This is a genomic window from Aeromonas sp. QDB14 (assembly GCF_027707845.1).
Classification (GTDB): domain Bacteria; phylum Pseudomonadota; class Gammaproteobacteria; order Enterobacterales; family Aeromonadaceae; genus Aeromonas; species Aeromonas caviae.
Genome location: NZ_JAPCJD010000038.1, coordinates 16,472 through 37,777 on the forward strand (window position 1 = coordinate 16,472; position 21,306 = coordinate 37,777).

Genomic DNA, 21,306 nt, shown 5'->3' on the forward strand with positions numbered 1-21,306 from the left:
TCACTTCCGGTCTCATTGGGGATAGGGGACCCAGTCCCCCTGCCCCAGCTTGATGTGGTACTTGCCCTGATATTCGATCACCACCGAGCCCTGGTTCTCGGACACCGACGGGGTCTGCGGCAGATCGCCCAGCAGGGCAACCCCCACCGGCACCTGGGTGATGCTCGGACTGGGAATGTCCCGCAGCCCGGCCATCTGCATCTTGTCGCCGGTGAGAGCTGCGCCGTGCTCAGGCACCATCACCACGGCCACCTTGCGGCCGGATTGCTCCAGCGTCGTCATGAAGTCGTCCAGCTGATCCAGCAGGGTCTTGAGCCTCGCCTTGTAGGGCGCTATCTGGCGGCTCGCCACATAGCGGTTGCCATCGTGCAGGGCGATGAGGTTGAAGAAGGTGACGTTGCGTGCCGCCTGACTCTGTGTCCGCTCGTTCAGCCAACGGCCGAACAGGGCATCCCCGCGATAGATGGGCTCGCCATCGAAGGAGGCGAGGTCATGGGCCAACCCCTTCTTGTCCATGGGAGTCACATCCAGCCCGGCATACTGCTGCAGGCCGGTCAGGTAGTTGCCAAAATCCCCCGAGTGATCCATGGCCACCTGTTTGGCAAAGCCGAGCTGGGCCAGGTTCTCGAACAGCAGGCATTGCTTCGGCGCCGTCACATAGAGCCCCTGGTGGCTGGTCTGCCCGCAACTGGCCCGCAGCAGGCGAATGGAGCTCGGGCCGCTGTAGGAGGTGGCGGAGTTGAAGCGGTTGAAGCGAATGTCGAAGTGGGACCAGACCGGATGCCCGCTCAGGCCGCTCGCCTCCACGTCATGCCAGGCCAGGGAGCAGACATTGATGATGAGCACATCGAAGGGGGTCGCCTGGGCTGGCAGGCTCTCCGGGAAGTGCACCAGTCTCTCCTGCTCCTCCCGATAGAAGTCATCGAGATAGGCGTTGAGGTTCTCGTTGGTCGGCGGGGCACTCTGGTCAAGCTGCTCCTCCATGGGCAGCACTGAAGAGCGGGTCTCCTCCCGGGACGTGTTCAGGGCATGCTCGCTCGCCCCCTTGCTGCTCGCGAAGGGATTGCTCACCTGGGGCGAGACCCAGAGCCAGAGCAGCGCCAGCAGGATCCAGGGGGTGAAGCGCAGCCACTGGGCGATGAACAGATAGAGTGTCAGCAGCACGAACCCCGCGCCGACCATCTCCCAATTGATGAAACGCCCGAGCAACTCCGCCCAGTAATCCAGGGTGAAGGAGAAGACCTGGCTGCCCTGGGCACGAATGCTCTCTATCCCCGGCAACCAGGTATCGTGATAGAAGATCCCCGCCCCCACCGGCAACGCCAGCCAGTGCCGCGCACGGCGCCACCCGGCCCTTTGCAGGGGAAAGATCAGGAAGGCGGCAAACACCAGGTTGATCAGGGGGTGGAAGTTGAGATATCCCCCCCAGAGCAGGGCGAACTTGGCAAGAAAATAGACATTCCAGCCACCCAGGCCGTGCCAGTCCAGCCAGGGAGAATCGGCATCAGAAACGTGTCAGGTCATCCGCGATGAGTCACCTGTTATCGTGGGCCCCCCGAAGGGGCCGGGCACACTGCAATGGTTGTCAAAAGAATAGCCTGACTATTATGCAACTATTAATTTGTCTCAGGTGGCGCTGAACCTGACTCCCCCGGATGGGTGTAAGGGGAATGAGAGGGGCCGTATGTATCCATATATTGTCCAAACGATCCCGATAAGGCAGCCTTCTCTGACAAAATGGGGGGAACGTGCAGACGGGATGCAGGATCCTGGCAAGGGCCCCGCGCTTACCACTGCGACAGACTTTGTCAGCCCTGTCGCCATCTCGAACAACTTGAGGCCACCTCTGGATTGCGCCATCATATCGGCCCGGCTGATGGCCGGCCGAATTGGACAGTCAACTTCAAGGACCCCCCATGTTTGAACACGTCGATGCCTATGCTGGCGACCCCATACTGACGCTAGTCGAGACCTTCCACAAAGATACCCGCGAGCAGAAGGTGAACCTGGGGATTGGCCTCTATTACGACGAGCAGGGCCGCATTCCGCTGCTGCCGTCAGTGCAGCAGGCCGAAGCGCAGCGCGCCGCCGCCCCGGCCCCACGCCCCTACCAGCCGATGGAAGGCGCCGCCAACTACCGTACCGCGGTGCAGCACCTGCTGTTCGGTGCCGACCACGAAGCGGTCAAGGCGGGTCGCATCGCCACCATCCAGACCATCGGCGGCTCCGGCGCGCTGAAGATCGGCGCCGATCTGCTCAAGCGCTACTTCCCGACCTCCGAGGTGTGGGTCAGCAATCCCACCTGGGACAACCACAAGGCGATGTTCGAGGGGGCCGGCATCAAGGTGCACGACTACCCCTATTACGATGCGGCCACCGGCGGCGTGCAGTTCGACGCCATGATCGACTGCCTGAGCAGCCTGCCTGCGAAAAGCATCGTGCTGCTGCACCCCTGCTGCCACAACCCGACCGGGGTGGATCTCTCCCGTGCCCAGTGGGACCAGGTGATCGCCCTGGTGGTCGAGAAGAACCTGATCCCCTTCATGGACATCGCCTATCAGGGCTTCGGTGACGGGCTGGAAGAGGATGCCTACACCATTCGTGCCATGGTGGCCGCCGGCGTCAGCTTCTTCGTCAGCAACTCCTTCTCCAAGAACCTCTCCTTCTACGGCGAGCGCTGCGGCGGCCTGTCGGTCATCTGCCAGGATGCCGAAGAGGCGAGCCGGGTGCTGGGCCAGATGAAGGCCACCGTGCGCCGCAACTACTCCAGCCCCCCCACCCACGGCGGCCAGATCACCGCGGCGGTGATGAGCCTGCCCGAACTGCACGCCATGTGGGTCGGTGAGGTGACCGAGATGCGCACCCGCATCAAGGCCATGCGCCAGAAGCTGTTCGAGGTGCTGAGTGCCAAGGTGCCGGGCCGCGACTTCAGCTACTTCATCAACCAGCGCGGCATGTTCAGCTACACCGGCTTCACGCCGGAGCAGGTGGACCGTCTTCGGGAAGAGTTCGCCGTCTACCTGGTGCGCTCTGGTCGCATGTGCGTGGCGGGCCTCAACAGCCGCAACGTCGACTACGTGGCCGACGCCATGGCCGCCGTGCTCAAGGGCTAAGCCCGCAAGCCCCGCTCAGGCGGGGCTTTTCATTTGTCCCCTTGCCCGTGGAACCGTGACGGATCTCATTGCCCTCTCCCGCCTCGGCGGTCGCCACCTGGAGACCCTGCATCTGCTGCTCGACACCCGCAGTGTCACCCGCAGCGCCGAGCGCCTCTGCACCACCCCCTCCACCGTCAGCAAGACCCTCAACCAGTTGCGCGAACTGCTGGGGGATCAACTGCTCTACCGCCAGGGCAACCAGTTGCTGCTGACCCCGTTTGCCGAACGCCTCGGCCCGACGCTGCGCCGCCTGCTGGGAGAGCTCAACGGCCTCACCAGCCAGGAAGGATTTGCTCCTGCCAACTGGCAGGGGGAGCTGAATCTGGCGATGCGGGAGAGCAGCATGATCTGGCCCATGGGGGCCGTACTGGGTCAGTTGATGCAGGAGGTGCCGGGGCTGATGCCCGTCGTGCGTAACAAGGACGAGCAGGGACTGGCTGCTCTGGCGGCGGGCAAGCTCGACTTCGTGATCCTGCCCCACGATCAGAGCCAGCCCGGGGTCAATCAGCCCGGCCTCGTCTGGGAAACCTTGCGGGAGGACGAGCTGGTCTGCCTGATGCGCGCGGATCATCCGGCGTTGACGCGCCCCTGGGATCTCGATGCCTATCTGAGCTGGCGCCACATCGCCATTCGCGATCAGGAGCTGGCCGATCCCTTCTTCGAGCAGAGTCTGGCCCAGCGCCAGGTACGGCGCAGACTGGGGGCCACCCTGCCGGATTTTGGCAGCGCCGCCGCCCTGCTGCGCCAGAGCGATCTCATTCTCACGGCCGTGAAGGGCTGGGCTACCCGGGCTTGTACCCAGGGGCTGGTGAGCCGCCCCGTTCCCTTCGATTACGGCGCCGTGACCCACAGCCTGGTGTGGTATGGCCCCCTGGGGGAAGATCCCGCCCTGCGCTGGTTCCGTCAGCGCATCCTGCAACTGGCCCGGGAGCTGGACGCCCCATAATGATGCCTGGCGGCAGGACTCAAGGCTTCTTGGTATAGATGGGGCCTGGGAAAGAGGTGACGTTGTTGCCCAGTTCGGTGATGCGGGCGGCCCCCTGCTTGCGCACCTGATCGACCCGCAGCACGTGGTGCATGGGAATAAGGGTGCGGGTGACGTCGGCAAATTCGCTCTTCAGCTTCTCGTGGCTGGGGTCGACGATGAGCGCCGTGTGGTTGTCCCACACGAAGTGGGCGATCTCGATGAAGCCGAACAGCTGGCCCTGATTCACCTCTCTTACATAGACTTCGTAACGCTCGCTGTGACAAATGAACTGCACTCGATAAAGGGCGTTGGATTCACTCATGGGTATCTGTTGGTGATGGACGGTTTGCCCATTCTAGCCGTCCCCTCGGACAGCCCCTATAGACAGAGTTCACAGTTGCGTCATATCGGGTCTCAGCATCCCGACGTGCCGCAGAGCTCAGATCGCAGGCAGCATCACCGACCCAAACCCCTTGGCCTTCAATGCGTTGGCAAGCACTGTCAGATCAGCCGACCCGGCTTCTGGCCATGACAGCGCCTCCCCTCGCACCCCGTGGTGGCGAAAGCCGTTGAGGCGGATGGGCACGGGCCCCAGCGACAGCAAAAAGGTCGTCAACGCCTCCTCCAGCGCGCCGGTGGCATCGAGAAAATCGCTCCGCCCCGGCACCAGCAACAGCCGCACCTCCGCCAGCTTGCCCGCCTGCGCCAGCAGTTGCAGCGATGCCAGCACCCGCTCGCGGCCCCGCCCGGTCAGGGCCAGATGCACAGGCTCGCGCCACCCCTTGAGGTCTATCATGGCGCCGTCCAGCACCGGCAACAGCCGCTGCCAACCCGTTTCCCCCAGGGATCCGTTGCTGTCGAGCAGGCAGGTGAGACGGGCCAGATCCGGCGCAGCCTTGATGGCCGTGAACAGGGCGATCACGGACGGCAACTGGGTGGTCGCCTCCCCGCCGGAGACGGTGACGCCGGTGAGCAGCGGGCCATAGCGGCGCAGCAGGGCCAGCACCTCGGCCACCGACATCTGGCGCGTCTTGGGGCTGGCGTGGCGAGGGCAGACATCGAGGCAACGGTCGCAGTGGGTACAAAGCTCGGCTTGCCAGCTCACCCGCCCCTCCTGCATCGCCAGGGCTCTGCCCGGGCAACCGGGCACGCAGTCACCGCAGTGATCGCACAACCCCATGGTGTGGGGGTTGTGGCAGCCGGGGCAGCGGAAGTTGCAGCCCAGCAAAAACAGTACCAGCCGGTTGCCGGGGCCGTCCACGCAGGAGAAGGGCAGCCAGCGGCTCACCATCGCCCTGAGCTCGGCCCCCTTCTGCCTGCCGTTCTCAGTGCTCATTCAAGAGGGTCTCGATGGCCACCACCCGCGGTGCCCGCTGGCGGATCCCGGTCAGCTCGCTCGCCTCGGCGCCGAGGCAGGTGGTCTGCAGCCGCGAGCCTTCTGCCGCGAAGCGGGCCACATCGCGCTTGCGGATCATGTAGCCGGTCACCCGCACCAGATCGCTGTCCGCCACGTTGGCACTGAATTCGCGCATACCGAGGGCGAAGGCCCCCTTGCAGAGTTGCAGCAGCGCCTGCGGGTTCTGGCGTATGGTGGGATCCAGGGTCAGGATCTCGCTGATCCCCGAGTGGTAGTAGCCGTGGTGCGGCGCCAGGGCCAGCAGGTGACTGGCGGGATCCGGCTCCTCGCCATAGGGGATCCGTACCCCCGGAGTCACGCCCCTGTCCACGCTGAGTCCCCCCTGGGCGTGGAGCAGGGCGTGCCCACCCCAGGCATGGGCCTGCGGCGTCGTAGTGACATATTCCGAAAGCTGGGCCGAGATGCGATAGCCAAGCTGGTTGGCCTCATCGTCATGGCCATAGCGCCACGGCAAGCCTCCCTTCTCCATCAGCAGGTTCACCGCCTCCGCCATGCCGTAGATGCCGAACATGGGGACGAAGCGCGCCTCCTCGATCAGCCCCTCCTCCACCAGGAAGCTGTCGAAGAAACCCGACTCCCGGTGCAGGAAGGCGGCGCGCGCCTCGATGAGCCGCGAGGCCTGCTCGCAATAGTGAGGCAGTGTGCGCGCCATGAAATCCTCAACCCCTGCGCTCTGCCCGGCCACGCCCTTGAGGGAAAGGCGCACCAGGGTATTGGCACCGCCCCCCAGGGGCAGGGCATTGTAGCAACTGACGATGCCAAAGCCGCGTTCGTCGAAGGTGTCCCTGTGCAGCGGATAGTTGACGATGTGGGGCTTGCTGCAGGCCGAGATGTTCTCGACCCCTTGCAGCAACAGGTTGTCCGGGGTCTGCACCGGGTCGTGGAACAGACTGAGATTCGGCGCCACCTGCTGGAGTTCCCTGTCGATGCGCAGGATCAGCCGGCAGATCCGGTTGTCGTCGGGGCCGATGTTGACGTGCATGAAGGCATCCGGCAGCACCCGATCCAGATAGATCCAGAAGGCCTTCAGCTTGCGATGGAGCGTTTCATCATCCAGCTCACCGACGAAGGGCAGCAGCAGGTGATCGAGGCGCCCCAGCCAGACCGGCATGCCGGTGACGGAGGGCACGTGATGGTAGAGGATGCGCAGGGCATCGAGGGCCTCGTCGAAGTCCAGGGGTGGCGCCAGCTCCAGCCAGGCCGAGCCCTGTCGCAAAAACCGCTCGTAATCCGGCAGCACGTAGCGCGGTTTGTGGGGAGCGTGTCCCTCGAACATGTCGCACAGCACCCCTTGTGCCATGGCATCCTGCACGGCGGCAGGCAACTCGGGGTAAGGCAACGCGTTTTCGGCGGCGAGCGCCAGGGCCCGACCCTTCTGGGCCGGTGAGAGCAGAGGGTCGCGCACGATGCGCTGGCAGGTTTCGGTGAAGGACATGGTTCACTCCGTGGCGGGTGGAACCAAAATCCTCACACTTGGGAGGTCTTTTTTGAAGTGACATTCCCAACAGGGCGGATATCCCATCAAGACATCCGCCATGCCGGATCACGGCACATCCTTCACCAGGGCCAGAACAGGGCCACGCCCCCCAGCCAACGCAGCAGGAAGAAGCCCCCCATGCCGACGACCACCACCACCAGGGTAGGCAGGCGCAGCAGGGTCAGCACCGTCACCAGCAGGGTGGCGGCCAGGTAGTCCGGATCCCAGTCCAGCCCGTGGCCCGGCTCATAGCTGAAGACGATGGGCAGCCAGATGGCGGTCAGCACCGACTGGGCCGAGAAGCTGAGGAAAGCCCCCATCTCGGCCCCCGGCTGATAGCGGGTCAACCGCGAGAAGAAGGCAAAACGGTTGAAGAAAGTGATCAGGGCCAGCAGCCCTATCATCAGCCAGCCCATGATCACCTCCTCATCCGGTGCAGCACATAGCCCACCACCATGCCGGCCAGGGCCGAGACGATGATGTGGATCTCCGCCAGCAGCGGCTTGGTGACGAGCGCCGTCCCGCCGCTCACCAGGGTGGCCGCCACCATGGGCAGGTTCTTCATGGCGGGGAGCGTCATGGCGATAAAGGTGGCGGCGATGGCAAAATCCAGCCCCATCTTGTCCAGCCCGTCAATGTACTGGCCGGCGGCGATGCCGAGCAGGGTCGCCAGGTTCCAGAACAGATAGAAGACAAAGCCCGCGATGAGCGCATAGGCGGGATTGAAGGCGCCGCTGCGCTCCCTCTCTTTCAGCGCCACCGCGAACATCTCGTCGGTCAGGAAGAAGGCGAGACTGGCCCGCCAGCGCAGGGAGAGCGGCAGCACGTCGCGCCGGAAGGTGAAGCCATAGAGCAGATGCTGGGAGGTGATCACCATGGTGGAGCCCATGATGGGCAGCAGCGGCGTCCCCGCCCCGAACAAGGTGGTGGCCGAGAGCTGGGCCGCCCCCGCATAGACCAGCAGCGACATCAGCTGTGCCTGGAGCGGGCTCATACCCGCCTGAAGCGCCAGGGCGCCACACAGTATCCCCCAGGGGATGACGGAAATGGAGAGCGGGAGCATATCCAGGGTGGCACGCCACCAGAGCGCCCCCGTGCGCTCGGGCACAGGGGGGCGGGTTTCCGACATCATGGGATCATCCTTGTCACAGCCAATGCGAACCGGAAAAACTAGCACGGCGCAGGAGGCAGTGTCACGCCATGGTCTGCAACAAATGCAACGCCCGCATGAGAGCGGGCGTTGGCAGGCGGGATCAGGGCTCGATGATGATGGGAGTGCCTGGCTCGATGGCGTTCCAGATCTCGTCCATCTCGTGGTTCAGCACCGCGATGCAGCCATTGGTCCAGTTGGACGGCTGCACCCTGCGATCCCCCAGACTGTTGCGCTGGCCGTGGATCATGATCATGCCGCCCGGGTTCACACCCAGCTCGTTGGCGCGCTTGATGTCGTCCAGATTCGGGTAGTTGATGTGAATGGCCTTGTAGAAACCGGAGTTGCTCTTCTTGTAGTCCAGGGTATAGCGACCTTCCGGGGTACGCTGATCCCCCTCACGCTGCTTGTGTCCTTTGGGAGCCGGGCCCAGGGCAATCCAGTAGCGCTTCACTTCCTTGCCATCCTTCATCAGGGTCAGGCTGTAACTCGACTTCTTCACCACCACCATATCGGCGGACAGAGTGGCAAAACTCAACGCGGGCCACAGCCCCAGCAAACACAGCAATACGGCTCTCACTATCCATCCCTCTGCGAGCCTTCTGGGCTCTCTTGTTAGCAAATCATCTGAATGTCACCACTCTCTGGTGGCGAGCGAGCGCCATGATATGGGATCGCCGTGAATACTCAATATATCGGGAGAAACATATCTGTGGCCAGCAGGGGGAAATGGCCGTCAACCCGCCATGCAGAGGCCCTGCCAAGGGCTGGGCGTCGTCTCTTGCCTGCAACCGGGCACCTCAGCACAGGTCGTCAAGGCCAGGAAGATGGCACAGGGAGAAAAACCAGCGGGCAGCGCCGCCAGTGACACTTGAGCCTGTCCACCCGCCAATCCCCGGCTGGCACCATGGGGTCAGGCCATCTCAACGCACAAGAAAAGAGCCCCTGATGGGGCTCTTTTGACGGTGCAACACCGGGCTCAGGCCTGGGTCACTGGTTCGGCGGTCTCAAGGCGCCGGATCCAGGCCTCGAAGTCTGCCAGCATGCGCGCCTCGGACTCGCTGTTGTCGGCGATGAGCTCGGCCCCGTGTACCACCCGGATATGGGCGTCGAGGGGCGTTCCCTCCCCTGCAGGTGGGCGCTGCCGCGCGGCCACCATGCATGCTTGCGCCTGTTGCCACGCCTCGGCGGCACTCCGGTTGCACGCCTCTGCCAGCGGCACCGCACTGAAACCCTCGCCGGTGAGGCTCTGCAGTGTCTCGTCGTGGGTCATGCCGTTGCCCGGTCCCCAGTAGTGGGCGGCCAGATCCGGCCCGATGCGCGGGTTGTCGGTGAGGTAGCCGTCGCGTTTCAAGAAGTAGGCGCGGGTCTGCTCCACCGCCATCAGTGCCAGCAGATAGCCGTGATAGGCGCAGGCCGACTCCTGGTTCAGAAGGTGCGGGATAGCCAGCAGCGGGCGCGGGCTATCCACCCCCAGGATCTTGCGCTCCCACTTGCGGGCCAGGGCCAGCACGGCTGCCGGGGTGCGCTCGCTATCTGCCATGGCGTAGAGATCCCGCTCGAAGTAGGCCACCAGCGCGATCTGGCGCTCGTTGAAGGCGCGAAATGGCTGGCGCGCTTCAATCATGGCCTGGATAAGCGCATCGGGGATGGGTTCTCCCGCCGCGTTTCTGGCGTAGCGCTTGAGCCAGTCCGCGTCGTCCAGCAGGCTGTCGCAGAACATGGACTGGGTCTCGGCATAGGCCATGGAGGTGGGCGGAAACTCCTGGGAGAAGCAGGGGGCGTTGCCGGTGACGTTGGCAAAGTGCGCCGCGTGGCCTCCCTCGTGGAACAGGGTGTTGAGCCCGCTCCAGCCGCTGCCCACCTGGGCCGGATTGGCCAGGCTGGTGAAGTTGACCACCGCCGGCACCCACTCCCCATCCTGCCAGAAGCTCGGCACCGGGCCGTGACAGAAGCCGTTCTCGTATTTTCCCTCCCGGGTCAGCAGATCCAGGGTGAGGGTGGCACCGCGGTACTGGATGCCGAGCCGGCGGAAGCTCTCGACCCAATCCTTCAGCGCCCGGGAGAAGGGCACGTAAGGGTCGAGCTGGCGGGTCACGTCACCACTCACGCTGTAGCGCAGGTTGTGGGGCAGCAGGGCCGCTTCCCCCTTGGCCGCTTTCAGCTCCGCCAGACTCTGGTGCAAGCGGGCATCGGTGCGGGCGATGAAGTCGTCAAGAATGGCAAACAGCTGCTCCGGGCTCATCTGCTCGTTCTTGTGCACCTTGTAATCGAAGTAGTCGCGATAGCCCATGGCACGGGCGAAGCGGTTGCGCAGCGCGACGATGGCCAGATAGCCGTTGTCGACCACCCACTGCTCCAGGGTCTGGAACATGGCGAGCGCGCTCTGGCGCACCGCCTCGTCGCTGCTGGCGGCCAGCGCCGTGCTGGCGGCGGGCAGACTGCCGGGCACCTGGCGGCCCTGCTCGTCCAGCAAGGTGAGCTTCAACCCCTTGCGACGGGCGAAGAGATCCGCCTCGGCGGCCACCAGCTCGTCCATCAGGGCGGAGGCACCGGGATCTTCGATGACGTTGCACTCGAAGAAGGCGATCCAGCCCCCCAGGCCACGCCTGAGATCCGCCTCTTCGGCCTGGGCATGCATTTCCCGCAGCACCGGCAGGCGGGCAGGATCGGCACAAAATGCCTTGTAGGCCTGTTCGGCCGCGGTGAAGCCTGCCTGATCGTCGCTGGTGCCCATGTAGGTGGACCAGAACAGGTCCTCCTTGCGTCTGTGCACCTGCAGGTAATCGGCATTGAGCTGATTGAGATAATTCCTGGCAATGGAACTCATAACTTCCCTCTTGTTATGGGGCGACCACGGGGGCGCCCACTCCTTTTTGGTGAAATGCCAACCCATTCACACTTCTTGCAAATTGAGCAGACAAATTGTGCGCCGGGATGCGCGCCATCACGCTATCAAAAGCGAGGGTTTCTGTCTGCTGGCTATACTGGTTGTCAAACTGCTCAATTGGCTGTTTTCCACCGCAACCCATTGAAAGTTAATGATATGTTGAAAATAACAATAATCAGGTCCGGCCGGCAGTTCGGCCACAATCAGACCCGCATGGGAAAGTAAGGATAAGACTATGTTCAAGCTCGGTGATATTGCCGTGAGTCGCAAACTGATGCTGCTGCTCTCACTGGCCCTGGTCGGCTTCATCGCACTGCTGCTCATCTCGGCCAGTGCCCTGCACCGCAATCTGATGAGTGAACGGGAAGCCAGGCTGCAGGCGGTGCTGGATCTGGCCATGAGCCGGATCCAGGCCCTGGCCGCCACCCTCCCCCCGGAACAGGCCAAGGCACAGGCCAAGGCCATGCTCGACAGCATGCGCTTTGACGGGGACAACTACCTGTTCGTGTTGGATGAAGATCGTCGGGTGGTGGTGCATCCCGCCAAACCCGAGCTGGTCGGCCAGCAGATGGGCAACAACCCTGCCGAGTCCCACTGGCAGCACATGGTGGATCTCGGCAAGGGCGGCCACCAGGGCAGGCTGGAGTATCAGTGGGTCTCCCCGTCCGGCGAGGCGGCACAGAAGATGTCGCTGGTGACGGGCTACCAGCCCTGGGGCTGGATCCTGGGCTCCGGTGTGTTGTTGCAGGACATTGAGGCCACCATGTGGTCCCAATATGAGTGGATGGGTGGCGCCACCTTGCTGGTGATCCTGTTGATGGGGCTGCTGGGACTCGCCATCAGCCGCTCCATCGTCAATCCCCTGGCCGAGATCAACAAGGCCATGGCCCGGGTCGCGGCTGGCGATCTGGTGGTCAGCATCCCGGTGCTGGGCAGGGATGAGCTCGGCGCCGTCGCCAGCTCCACCAACCAGGGGCTGGATGCCATCCGCCGCGCCCTGCTGGAGGCGAGCCAGGGGGCCCGCAACGTGGCGGATGCCGCCCTGCGCATCGCCGCCTCCGCCGAACAGACCAACCAGGCGGTCAACAGTCAGCGGGATCAGCTCGCCCAGCTCGCCACCGCCATGAACGAGATGAGCGCCACCATCGCCGACGTGGCGGGTCACGCAGAGAATACGGCCCGCGACACCCAGGATGCCACCAGCGAGGCCGGGCTCGGCAACCAGGATGTCCATGCCAGCGTGCACGGCATCCAGGCGCTGGCTACCGAGGTGGATCAGGCCACCTCGCAGGTCAACCAGCTCAAGGAGGGTGTGATGCAGATAAGCGAGGTGACGGCGGTCATCAGCGCCATCTCGGAGCAGACCAACCTGCTGGCCCTCAACGCCGCCATCGAGGCGGCCCGGGCCGGCGAGCAGGGCCGTGGCTTTGCCGTGGTGGCCGACGAGGTGCGCCAGCTGGCCAGTCGCACCCGCCACTCCACCGAGGAGATCCAGAGTACCATCACCCAGTTGCAGCAACGGGCTGTCACCGCCGCCAACGCCATGGACGCCAGCCGCAAGCTGGCGGAGAGCAGCGTCAACCAGTCCGAGAAGGCGGGACAGGATCTCTCCCTCATCGTCAATCACATCCAGCACGTGAGTGACATGGCGACCCAGATCGCCACGGCGGCGGAGCAGCAGAGCATGGTGGCGGAAGACATGAACCGCAACGTCAGCGGCATCAACGACTCGGCGCTAGAGATGTCCCAGGCGGCCTCCCAGTTGGCCCAGGAGAGCGAACTGCTGGCCGGTCTCTCCCGAAGCCTCGACGAGCGACTGGCGGTGTTCAAGCTCGACAACGCCCAAGCCCAGGACAGGATGATGCGACCGACCCAGGTGTCCTCTTCCCGAGCAGGCATGCAACCCCGCCACTGAGTGGCCCCGTGAACCCCTGCCAGTCTGGCAGGGGCTCCTTTCCTGTCATGGCCACGGGAGCCTCTCCCGGGCCACCCTCTCGCACTGAACCAGCGCGCAGATCCCGATGGAGCCATCTGCCGCTGATGCGCTGCTCCGATGAGATGGCACTGTCAATTTTTACACTTAATTTTTTAACAAAATATAGTCATGATGAGTGGTCGCCACAGGCGGCACCATGATCCTTTCTGTAGTCATTTGGCAAACTGGTTGAAAGGCCAGGACGCAAAGCCTCCGGTCTAAAGACAAGCTGTCCAGGATAGCGGGGTTGCAGCACCGTGTTTCGGGGAACTCCCCTGCCAACGTGACTGCCCACATCACCGAACAGAGGAATGTATGGCAGCAAATATCCGACTCACCCATCTCGCGGCAGCGCTGGCGCTGCTGGCCAGTGGCGGCGTACTCGCTCACGGCTACATCAGCCAGCCCGAAGGGCGCAACTACCTGTGCAAGACAGGGGGCAACAGCCAGTGTGGCGCCATCCAGTGGGAACCCCAGAGCCTGGAAGCCCCCTCCGGCTTCCCCGATGGCGGCCCCGCCGACGGCCAGATAGCCTCGGCCGGTCACCCCCAATTCGGCGAGCTCAACACCCAGACCCTCGATCGCTGGACCAAGCGTGAGGTGCAGGCTGGTCCCTTCGCCATCAGCTGGACCTTCACTGCCAACCACGTGACCCGCAACTGGCGCTACTACCTCACCAAGCAGGACTGGAACCCGAACCAGCCCCTCACCCGGGATGCGTTCGATCTCAATCCCTTCTGCGTCATCGAGGGCAACATGGTGCAGCCCCCCAAACAGGTGACCCATCAGTGCACCCTGCCCGCGCGTACCGGTTATCAGGTCATTCTCGGGGTGTGGGAGGTAGGGGATACCGCCAACAGCTTCTACAACCTGATCGACGCCCGGTTCAAGGATGGCACCCAGCCACCGCTGACCTGGAGCCAGGGAGGGACCATCTATCCCTCCATCGACCTGGTGGCGGGTGACAAAGCGAGAACCCGGGTGTTCGATGCCAATGGCGAGCGCACCGATCTCCAGACCGAGCTGACCATCGCCAGCGCCGGGCAGGGCCAGAAGAACAACTGGGCCCACGCCCTGGCGAGCAAGATCAACGCCGAGCAGAGCCAGATCCGTGTGGGCCAGCAAGGCACGGACGGCCAGTTCAACCCCGTCTATGGCCAGAACCCGGTCTACCTCAAGGCTGGCAGCAACCTGCAACGGGTCGAGATCCAGCTTGAGCAACAGCAGCCCCCGGTGGAGAACGGGATCAGCGTGAGCGGTCTGGCGAGCGACTACCCCCTCGACAACGGCAAGCTCACCCTGACGTTCACCGTCACGGCCCAGGGGGATCTCGCCATCACCAACACCCTCTATGACCACGGCGGTGTCGCCAGAGGGCAGAGCAGTGCCGACATCAAGGACGGCAGCCAGAGTTTCTCCATGGCGCTGACCGGCTTGAGTGCAGGCCACCATCAGCTGGTGATCGAGGCCAAACCCAAGGCCGGTGGTGACGCGGTGCAGCAGACCCTGGACCTCATGTTCAAGGATCCGGCAAGCGGGGGCGATTACCAGTTCACCTTCCCGGACGGCCTCAAGTCCTACACCGCCGGAACCCGGGTGCTGCAGCCGAAAAACGGCAAGGTCTATCAGTGCAAACCCTTCCCCTACAGCGGCTGGTGCAGCCAGTGGGCGAGCACGGCCACCCAGTATGAACCGGGCGTAGGCCCCCACTGGCAGGAGGCCTGGACAGCGCAGTGATGGGACGTATCCGACCTGGCGGGAACCCGCTCGGCGTTTCCGGTGCCAGATCAGGTCAACATCAAACAAACGGGGAGCCCATGGCTCCCCGTTTTTCATCCATCCCTCGGTTCAGATCTGATAGTCGAGCAGGGGCTCGTTGCTCATGGCGCGGGCCTGGATCTCCGCCAGCGCCAGCTCGGGGTTGCAGAGCTGGATGAACTGCCAGGCAAAGTTGTGCTGGAACTGCCCCTGCTTGAGGCCGATCCAGGCGGTGTGCGGCGCAAACAACCGACTGCCGTCCAGTTGCACCAGCCCCTTGTCCCGCTGGGAATCGAACGCCATGTCCGCCAGTATGCCCACCCCCATCTCCAGCTCGACATAGGTCTTGATGACGTCGGTGTCCTGGGCGGTCAGCAGGATCTGCGGCACTATGCCCGCCTCGGCAAAGGCATCATCCACCCGTGCCCGACCGGTGAGGCCGGCCTGATAGGTGACGATGGGCCAGTGGGCCAGAGCGGCCAGGGTCAGCTCCCGCTCGGCGGTGAGGGGGTGCTGCTCCGGCACGACGATATTGTGGTGCCAGCGGTAGTAGGGAAAGGCCACCACCCCTTCGCTCTTGTCGAGCTGCTCGCTGCTGATGCCGATGTCCACCTCGCCGGTCTGCACCAGCCGCACTATCTCCTCCGGGCTCCCCTGACGCAGCTCCAGCTGTACCAGGGGAAATTGCTCCCGAAACGCCTTCACTACCCTCGGCAGGGCATAACGGGCCTGGGTATGAGTGGTCGCGATGAGCAGCCGGCCCGAGTCGCGATTGGCAAAGGTGCTCGCCAGTTTGCGGATGTTGTCGGCATCCCCCAGGATACGCTCGGCGATCACCAGCAACTCCTTGCCCGGCTCGGTCATACCGAGCAGACGCTTGCCATAGCGAATGAAAAGGGCGAGCCCCAGCTCCTCCTCCAACTCGCGAATGTGGCGGCTGACCCCGGACTGGGAAGTAAAGAGGGCATTGGCCACGTCGGTCAGGTTGTAATCCCGCCGTGCCGCCTCCCGAATGATTCGCAATTGCTGAAAGTTCACCTCATCGCCTCCTGCGCTGAGTGGCGGTGGCTCGTGCCACCGTCCTCTTGTTATGGATTGCCGGGATCATGGCCCGGCAGCAAGCCTGACAGAGGGCCGCACCTCGCGGCTTGCCCTCAGATCTGGTAGTCGGGATAGAGCTGTGCCTGCCTGGCCACCAGACGCACCCCCTGGCCGGGGGCAAAGGCCCGGGCGGCCTCCTTGCTCAGTTCGGCCTCGTAGTGGGCGCCTCCCGTCTCCCCATCGCCACGCAGTTCCACCCGGATGCGCGGCCCCATGGGCAGCAGGCGGGTAATGGTGGCGCGAATGCCACCGGGGGCATCCGAGGGCAGGATCTCCAGCTCGTGGGGGCGCACATAGGCAATGGCCGCACTCCCTTCTGCCAGATGGGAGGGGATGGGGCCACCCAGTTGCTGTTCACCGATGCCGAGCCCCTGCCCGGCCACCCTGCCACGAAACAGGTTCACGCTGCCAAGGAAGCTGTGCACGAAGGCACTGGCGGGCTGATCATACACTTCGGCAGGGGTGCCAATCTGCTCTACCTTGCCGGCGTTCATCAGCACCACCCGATCCGCCACCTCCAGGGCCTCTTCCTGATCGTGGGTCACAAACAGACTGGTGACATGCAGCTCGTCGTGAAGCTCACGCAGCCAGCGGCGCAGCTCCTTGCGCACCTGGGCATCGAGGGCGCCGAAAGGCTCGTCCAGCAGCAGCACCTTGGGCTGCACCGCCAGGGCCCGGGCCAGGGCGACCCGCTGGCGCTGACCACCGGAGAGCTGGGTCGGGTAGCGTGCCGCGACATGGCTGAGCTGCACCAGATCCAGCAGCTCCTTGACCCGGGTGCGGATGGCCGCCTCGTCCGGGCGTTCGCTGCGCGGCTTGACCCTCAGGCCAAAGGCCACGTTCTCGAACACCGTCATGTGGCGAAACAGGGCGTAGTGCTGGAACACGAAGCCAACGTTGCGCTCGCGCACATGGAGATCCGAGGCATCCTCGCCGCGGATGATGACGCTGCCACTGTCCGCCTGCTCCAGCCCGGCGATGATCCGCAGCAAGGTGGTCTTGCCGCAGCCGGAGGGGCCGAGCAGGGCGACCAGCTCACCGTCGTGAAAATCGAGGTTGATGTCGGCCAGCGCCGCGTACTGATTGAAATGCTTGTTGAGCCCTTGAACCTGAATGCTCATGAATGCCTCTCCTATAACCGTTAATTCGGGATCAATGGAACTGGGTCGGTTGGCCGCGCAGCCTGGCCAGCAGGGTCTCACCCAGCAGGGTGAAGATCCCGAACAGCGCCAGCAGGCTTGCCACCGCGAAGGCGGCACCGGTCTGGTACTCGTTGTAAAGGATCTCGATGTGCAGCGGCAGCGTGTTGGTCTGGCCGCGAATGTGGCCGGAAACCACGGAGACAGCGCCAAACTCCCCCACCGCCCGGGCGGTACAGAGCAGCAGGCCATACATCAGACTCCAGCGGATGCCGGGCAGGGTCACCCGCCAGAACATCTGCAACCCGCTCGCCCCCAGCATGATGGCGGCCTCCTCTTCCTCCGGGCCTCGCGCCTCCATCTGGGGCAGCAGCTCGCGTACCACGAAGGGCACAGTGATGAAGGTGGTCGCCAGGATGATCCCCGGGGTAGCGAAAATGATCTTGATGTCGTGCTCGCTGAGCCACTCGCCGAACCAGCCGCGACTGCCGAACAGCAGCACGAACATCAAGCCCGCGATGACCGGCGAGACCGAGAACGGCAGATCGATGAGGGTGATAAGCAGTTGCCGGCCAGGAAAGCGGAACCGGGCGATGGCCCAGGCGGCGGCCAGCCCGAACAGCAGGTTCAGGGGCACCGAGCAGAGCGTCACTAGGGCGGTCAGCCCCAGGGCGCTCAGGGCATCCGGCTCGCTGATGGCGTGCCAGAAGAAGGCCAGACCCGGGCTCAGCGCCTGGATGAAGACGGTGGCCAGCGGCAACAGCAGCAAGGCGGCAAACCAGCCCAGACCGACGGTGACCAGCAGCCATTTGACCCAGACCGGTTCATGGGTCACCGGGGGATGACGCGCCGGGGTGGCCGGAGCGGACTCCTGGGCCTGATCGAGATGTGCAGTAGAGGCGTTCATATACGGCTTCCTCCGATGCGAGCCCAGCTCCAGGCTTGCAACTTGTTGATGAGCAACAGCAGCACAAAGGAAATGAGCAGCATGACGGACGCAATGGCCGATGCACCGGCGTAGTCATACTCCTCCAGGTGACTCATGATCATCAGGGGGGCAATCTCGGACACCATGGGGAGGTTGCCGGCAATGAAGATGACAGAGCCGTACTCCCCCACGCCGCGAGCAAACGCCAGGGCAAAACCGGTGAGCAGCGCAGGTACCAGGGTCGGCCACAGTACCCGGATGAAGGTCTGCCAGCGGTTGGCACCCAGGCTCGCGGCCGCCTCCTCTTGCTCGCTCTCCGCTTCCCGCAGCACCGGCTGCAGGGTACGCACCACAAAGGGCAGCCCGATAAAGGTCAGGGCAATGACCACCCCTATGGGGTTGTAGGCAAGCTCGATGCCCAGCGGAGCGACCCATTGGCCAATCCAGCCGTTGGGGGCAAAGATGGCGCACAGGGCGATGCCGGAGACGGCAGTCGGCATGGCAAAGGGCAGGTCGATCAGCGCATCCACCAGTCTGCGGCCGGGAAAGGTATAGCGCACCAGTACCCAGGCCAGTATCAGACCGAACAGACTGTTGAGCAGGGCGGCAATGAAGGCGGCGCCAAAGCTCAGGCGAAAGGAGGCGAGCACCCGGGGGGAGCCGATCACCTGCCAGAACTCGGCGGCGCTCAGGTTGTTCACCGCAAACAGCACCAGTGCCGAGAGCGGCAGCAGCACCAGTATGCCCAGATAGAGCAGACTGAAGCCCAGCGTTGGCCCCAAGCCTGGCAGGACGGAATAAGAACTTAATCGCATAACACATCCGTTTGTTATAAATACTTTGGATGTGACGATTTTGCTCACGGCGGCCAGGGACAACAAACACCAATAATGCCTTTGCTAAGCACTTTTTTATCTAACAATGGTGGAACAAGGCTTTTAGAGCGATAAGCATAAAAAAGGTCTTTTATATAAATAAAAGACCTAAATGACGGAGCGGTAAAACCGGGAACATGCAAAGTCAGTCACGCTGGCCAAGTTGCCAGCCTGTCTGGAAATCGTGCCGAGACAATCCGAGGGTCCCTCATCGAAAACTGAGTGCAGCCTGCTTGCCCCACTCGGCAGGAGCAGGCTCCACCACCATTTCGGCACGGCGGTATAGGGTGCCGAGCAAAGCGAGGCCCTGGTGCCACTCCCCATGGCCGGACTGGGCATTGATATGGCCCACCTCCCCCGCATCGAACAAGGGCACCTGCCACTGCCGGCTCCAGAACTCTGCCCGCTCGAAACTCATCCAGGGGTCATTGCGGCTGGCGATCAACTGGGCAGAGACCTTGATGGCCCCCGCCAACACCTCATCCGGGATACCGAAACGGGCAGGATCGGCAGGGGCAACGATGAAGATGGAGGAGACCTTGTCCGGTTGCAGTCTGGCGGCAGCGATGGCCGTCAGAGCGCCGAAGGAGTGAGCGACCAGGTGGACCCGGCTGCGCCGGCTCCTGAGCTTGCTCGCCAGCTTGGCGCTCCAGACCGTGAGATCCGGCTTGTCCCAGGGCAGACCCATCATTCTTTGCCACTGGGGAAATTGCTGGTGCCAGCGGCTCTGCCAGTGATCCGGCCCACTGTTGTGCAGACCGGGAACCAGAAGGATCTTGTTCATCGTGGTACTCCTATCTGTTGTCACAGGGGCCTGCGTCTCTTAGCGGCCCGGCTGGTAAATCTGGTCAAACGATCCGCCCTGGGCGAAGTGCTTCTTCTGTGCCTTGTCCCAATCTCCTTCCAGATCCTTGACAGTAAAGAGCGTCAGGTTGGGGAACTGGGCCGCAGTCTCCTTCAGGATCGCCGGATTGCTCGGACGATAGTGGTATTTGGCGATAATGCGCTGCCCTTCGTCAGAGTAGAGATACTCGAGGTAAGCCTTGGAGACGGCCTCGGTACCATGCTTCTTGGCTACCTTGTCCACCACGGCTACCGGCGGCTCGGCCAGGATGGAGACCGAGGGCACCACCAGTTCGAATTTGTCGCTGGTGCCCGGCTGATTGAGCACCAGCAACGCTTCATTTTCCCAGGCCAGCAACACATCCCCGAGCCCGCGTTCGATGAAGCTGGTGGTGGCGCCACGAGCCCCGGAGTCCAGCACCCTCACATTCTTGAACAGATCGCTGACAAACTGTTTGGCGCCCTCTTCAGTGCCGCTTTTCTTCAGGGCATAGCCCCAGGCAGCCAGATAATTCCAGCGCGCACCGCCGGAGGTCTTGGGGTTGGGGGTGATGATGGCGACATCCTTGCGCACCAGGTCGCCCCAATCCTTGATCTGCTTGGGATTCCCCTTGCGCACCAGGAAGACGATGGTGGAGGTATAGGGAGAGGCATTGTTGGCCAAACGCCCTTCCCAGTCGCTGGCGGTGAGACCTGCCTTGACCACCGCATCGACGTCATAGGCCAGCGCCAGGGAGACCACGTCAGCCTCCAGTCCGTCCACCACGGCACGAGCCTGTTTGCCTGAGCCACCGTGTGACTGGCTCACCACCACATCGTCGCCGGTTTTGGCCTTCCACTCCTTGGCAAAGGCACTGTTGTACTCCTGGAACAGCTCCCGCGTCGGGTCATAGGAGACATTCAGCAGCCGCACCTCGGCGGCCTGGACCTGACCGAGAGCCAGCAGGGAGAGAACGGTGAGAGCGGTCATTCGCAGTTTCATGGTGATACTCCATATCGTTGGGTTGAGTACAGCATGCCCGCTTATGCATATTCCATGAAGAAAGAAAAAGCGCTTTGCTTATCTCTTATCCGCATATGAGCTCCCGATGGTCCTCTGGCACTCTCGGCCAGAGCGTATTCGCGTGCTTGCGATGCTCATCTCCAGACTCGACAAAGCCCGGTCGATTGGCCGGGTTGGGAAAAGATGGGGGAACGAAGGCAAACCAGAGCGAAGGGTAAGCCCTGGGTAAAGGGACAATGCCAGACACGCAAGCACCACAGGGGGGAAGAGGCGGGTTGTCAGTAACAGGCGGCAGACCCGTCGGTTGCCTCTTGTTCCCTGAGCTCTTATCCAGACGCCAGAAAGCAAAAAGGCCTTCCCGATAGGGAAGGCCTTTCAATTTAGTGGCGGAGCGGACGGGACTCGAACCCGCGACCCCCGGCGTGACAGGCCGGTATTCTAACCGACTGAACTACCGCTCCGCATTCGGTTAGCTTTCGCTAAATCTTTTGCTGCTTGTTTGTGAGGTGTCATCCTCGCAGCCAGCCATGTGATTCTTCACATCACCGTTTAATTGGGTGCCTGGCAGTGTCCTACTCTCGCATGGCGAATGCCACACTACCATCGGCGCTACAGCGTTTCACTTCTG

18 protein-coding genes, 1 tRNA gene and 1 riboswitch are annotated in these 21,306 nt (G+C 63.3%); of the genes, 4 read left to right on the plus strand and 15 right to left on the minus strand.

Annotation, left to right across the window (positions count from 1 at the left end; genetic code table 11):
- Positions 1-12 precede the first annotated feature (12 nt).
- Positions 13-1,488, minus strand: a complete 1,476-nt coding sequence (gene bcsG / locus PG887_RS13425; protein WP_333563759.1) for a cellulose biosynthesis protein BcsG — start codon at positions 1,486-1,488, stop codon at positions 13-15.
- A 428-nt stretch (positions 1,489-1,916) separates the two neighbouring features.
- Here bcsG and PG887_RS13430 point away from each other — a divergent pair, with 428 nt between their 5' ends.
- Positions 1,917-3,113, plus strand: coding sequence for an amino acid aminotransferase (locus tag PG887_RS13430; protein WP_104455262.1), 1,197 nt, complete (start codon positions 1,917-1,919; stop codon positions 3,111-3,113).
- Between the two features lie 55 nt (positions 3,114-3,168).
- On the plus strand, positions 3,169-4,101 hold the full coding sequence (locus PG887_RS13435) for a LysR family transcriptional regulator (protein WP_270821935.1): 933 nt from the start codon (positions 3,169-3,171) through the stop codon (positions 4,099-4,101).
- Between the two features lie 19 nt (positions 4,102-4,120).
- Here PG887_RS13435 and PG887_RS13440 read toward each other — a convergent pair whose 3' ends face one another.
- From PG887_RS13440 to PG887_RS13470, 7 genes are all read right to left on the minus strand, one after another.
- Entirely contained in the window at positions 4,121-4,444 is a 324-nt protein-coding gene (locus PG887_RS13440) for a DUF1820 family protein (RefSeq protein ID WP_010672837.1), read from the minus strand.
- 117 nt (positions 4,445-4,561) lie between these two features.
- Positions 4,562-5,410, minus strand: a complete 849-nt coding sequence (locus PG887_RS13445) for a YjjW family glycine radical enzyme activase (RefSeq protein ID WP_270821943.1) — start codon at positions 5,408-5,410, stop codon at positions 4,562-4,564.
- A 37-nt stretch (positions 5,411-5,447) separates the two neighbouring features.
- The gene (locus PG887_RS13450; RefSeq protein WP_201890830.1) at positions 5,448-6,974 is read right to left on the minus strand and encodes a YjjI family glycine radical enzyme; all 1,527 of its coding nucleotides are present in this window, start codon (positions 6,972-6,974) and stop codon (positions 5,448-5,450) included.
- A gap of 122 nt (positions 6,975-7,096) precedes the next feature.
- Positions 7,097-7,432: an AzlD domain-containing protein gene (locus PG887_RS13455; protein ID WP_010672834.1), complete on the minus strand. Its 336-nt coding sequence runs from the start codon at positions 7,430-7,432 to the stop codon at positions 7,097-7,099.
- 2 nt (positions 7,433-7,434) lie between these two features.
- On the minus strand, positions 7,435-8,148 hold the full coding sequence (locus PG887_RS13460; RefSeq protein ID WP_143238087.1) for an AzlC family ABC transporter permease: 714 nt from the start codon (positions 8,146-8,148) through the stop codon (positions 7,435-7,437).
- Positions 8,149-8,269: 121 nt separating this feature from the next.
- Complete coding sequence (locus PG887_RS13465; RefSeq protein WP_029313677.1) at positions 8,270-8,746, minus strand: L,D-transpeptidase family protein; 477 nt, start codon at positions 8,744-8,746, stop codon at positions 8,270-8,272.
- A gap of 399 nt (positions 8,747-9,145) precedes the next feature.
- Positions 9,146-10,996 (minus strand): M3 family metallopeptidase, encoded by a 1,851-nt coding sequence (locus PG887_RS13470; RefSeq protein WP_202041197.1) that lies wholly within the window; start codon positions 10,994-10,996, stop codon positions 9,146-9,148.
- Between the two features lie 295 nt (positions 10,997-11,291).
- Here PG887_RS13470 and PG887_RS13475 point away from each other — a divergent pair, with 295 nt between their 5' ends.
- Together PG887_RS13475 and gbpA are read left to right on the plus strand one after the other, a co-directional pair.
- Entirely contained in the window at positions 11,292-12,971 is a 1,680-nt protein-coding gene (locus tag PG887_RS13475; protein WP_266140214.1) for a methyl-accepting chemotaxis protein, read from the plus strand.
- Positions 12,972-13,200: 229 nt separating this feature from the next.
- A riboswitch (cyclic di-GMP riboswitch) is annotated at positions 13,201-13,286 on the plus strand.
- Positions 13,287-13,346: 60 nt separating this feature from the next.
- Positions 13,347-14,768, plus strand: a complete 1,422-nt coding sequence (gene gbpA, locus PG887_RS13480) for an N-acetylglucosamine-binding protein GbpA (protein ID WP_266140213.1) — start codon at positions 13,347-13,349, stop codon at positions 14,766-14,768.
- Between the two features lie 111 nt (positions 14,769-14,879).
- Here the strand turns inward: gbpA and cbl are convergent, their stop codons facing one another.
- The 7 genes from cbl to PG887_RS13515 form a co-directional block, all read right to left on the minus strand.
- Entirely contained in the window at positions 14,880-15,827 is a 948-nt protein-coding gene (gene cbl / locus PG887_RS13485; RefSeq protein ID WP_270821940.1) for an HTH-type transcriptional regulator Cbl, read from the minus strand.
- 116 nt (positions 15,828-15,943) lie between these two features.
- On the minus strand, positions 15,944-17,011 hold the full coding sequence (locus tag PG887_RS13490; protein ID WP_010672827.1) for a sulfate/molybdate ABC transporter ATP-binding protein: 1,068 nt from the start codon (positions 17,009-17,011) through the stop codon (positions 15,944-15,946).
- A gap of 31 nt (positions 17,012-17,042) precedes the next feature.
- On the minus strand, positions 17,043-17,936 hold the full coding sequence (cysW, locus tag PG887_RS13495) for a sulfate ABC transporter permease subunit CysW (RefSeq protein ID WP_270821941.1): 894 nt from the start codon (positions 17,934-17,936) through the stop codon (positions 17,043-17,045).
- The gene (cysT, locus tag PG887_RS13500; RefSeq protein ID WP_039039454.1) at positions 17,933-18,772 is read right to left on the minus strand and encodes a sulfate ABC transporter permease subunit CysT; all 840 of its coding nucleotides are present in this window, start codon (positions 18,770-18,772) and stop codon (positions 17,933-17,935) included. Before cysT ends, cysW begins: the two co-directional genes overlap by 4 nt.
- A 268-nt stretch (positions 18,773-19,040) precedes the next feature.
- Positions 19,041-19,616, minus strand: coding sequence for an RBBP9/YdeN family alpha/beta hydrolase (locus PG887_RS13505; protein WP_104455256.1), 576 nt, complete (start codon positions 19,614-19,616; stop codon positions 19,041-19,043).
- 39 nt (positions 19,617-19,655) lie between these two features.
- Positions 19,656-20,657 carry a sulfate ABC transporter substrate-binding protein gene (locus PG887_RS13510; protein ID WP_104455255.1) on the minus strand — a complete coding sequence of 334 codons (1,002 nt, stop codon included), beginning with the start codon at positions 20,655-20,657 and terminating at the stop codon, positions 19,656-19,658.
- A 405-nt stretch (positions 20,658-21,062) separates the two neighbouring features.
- Positions 21,063-21,139: transfer RNA gene (locus PG887_RS13515), tRNA-Asp, on the minus strand.
- Positions 21,140-21,306: the final 167 nt, after the last annotated feature.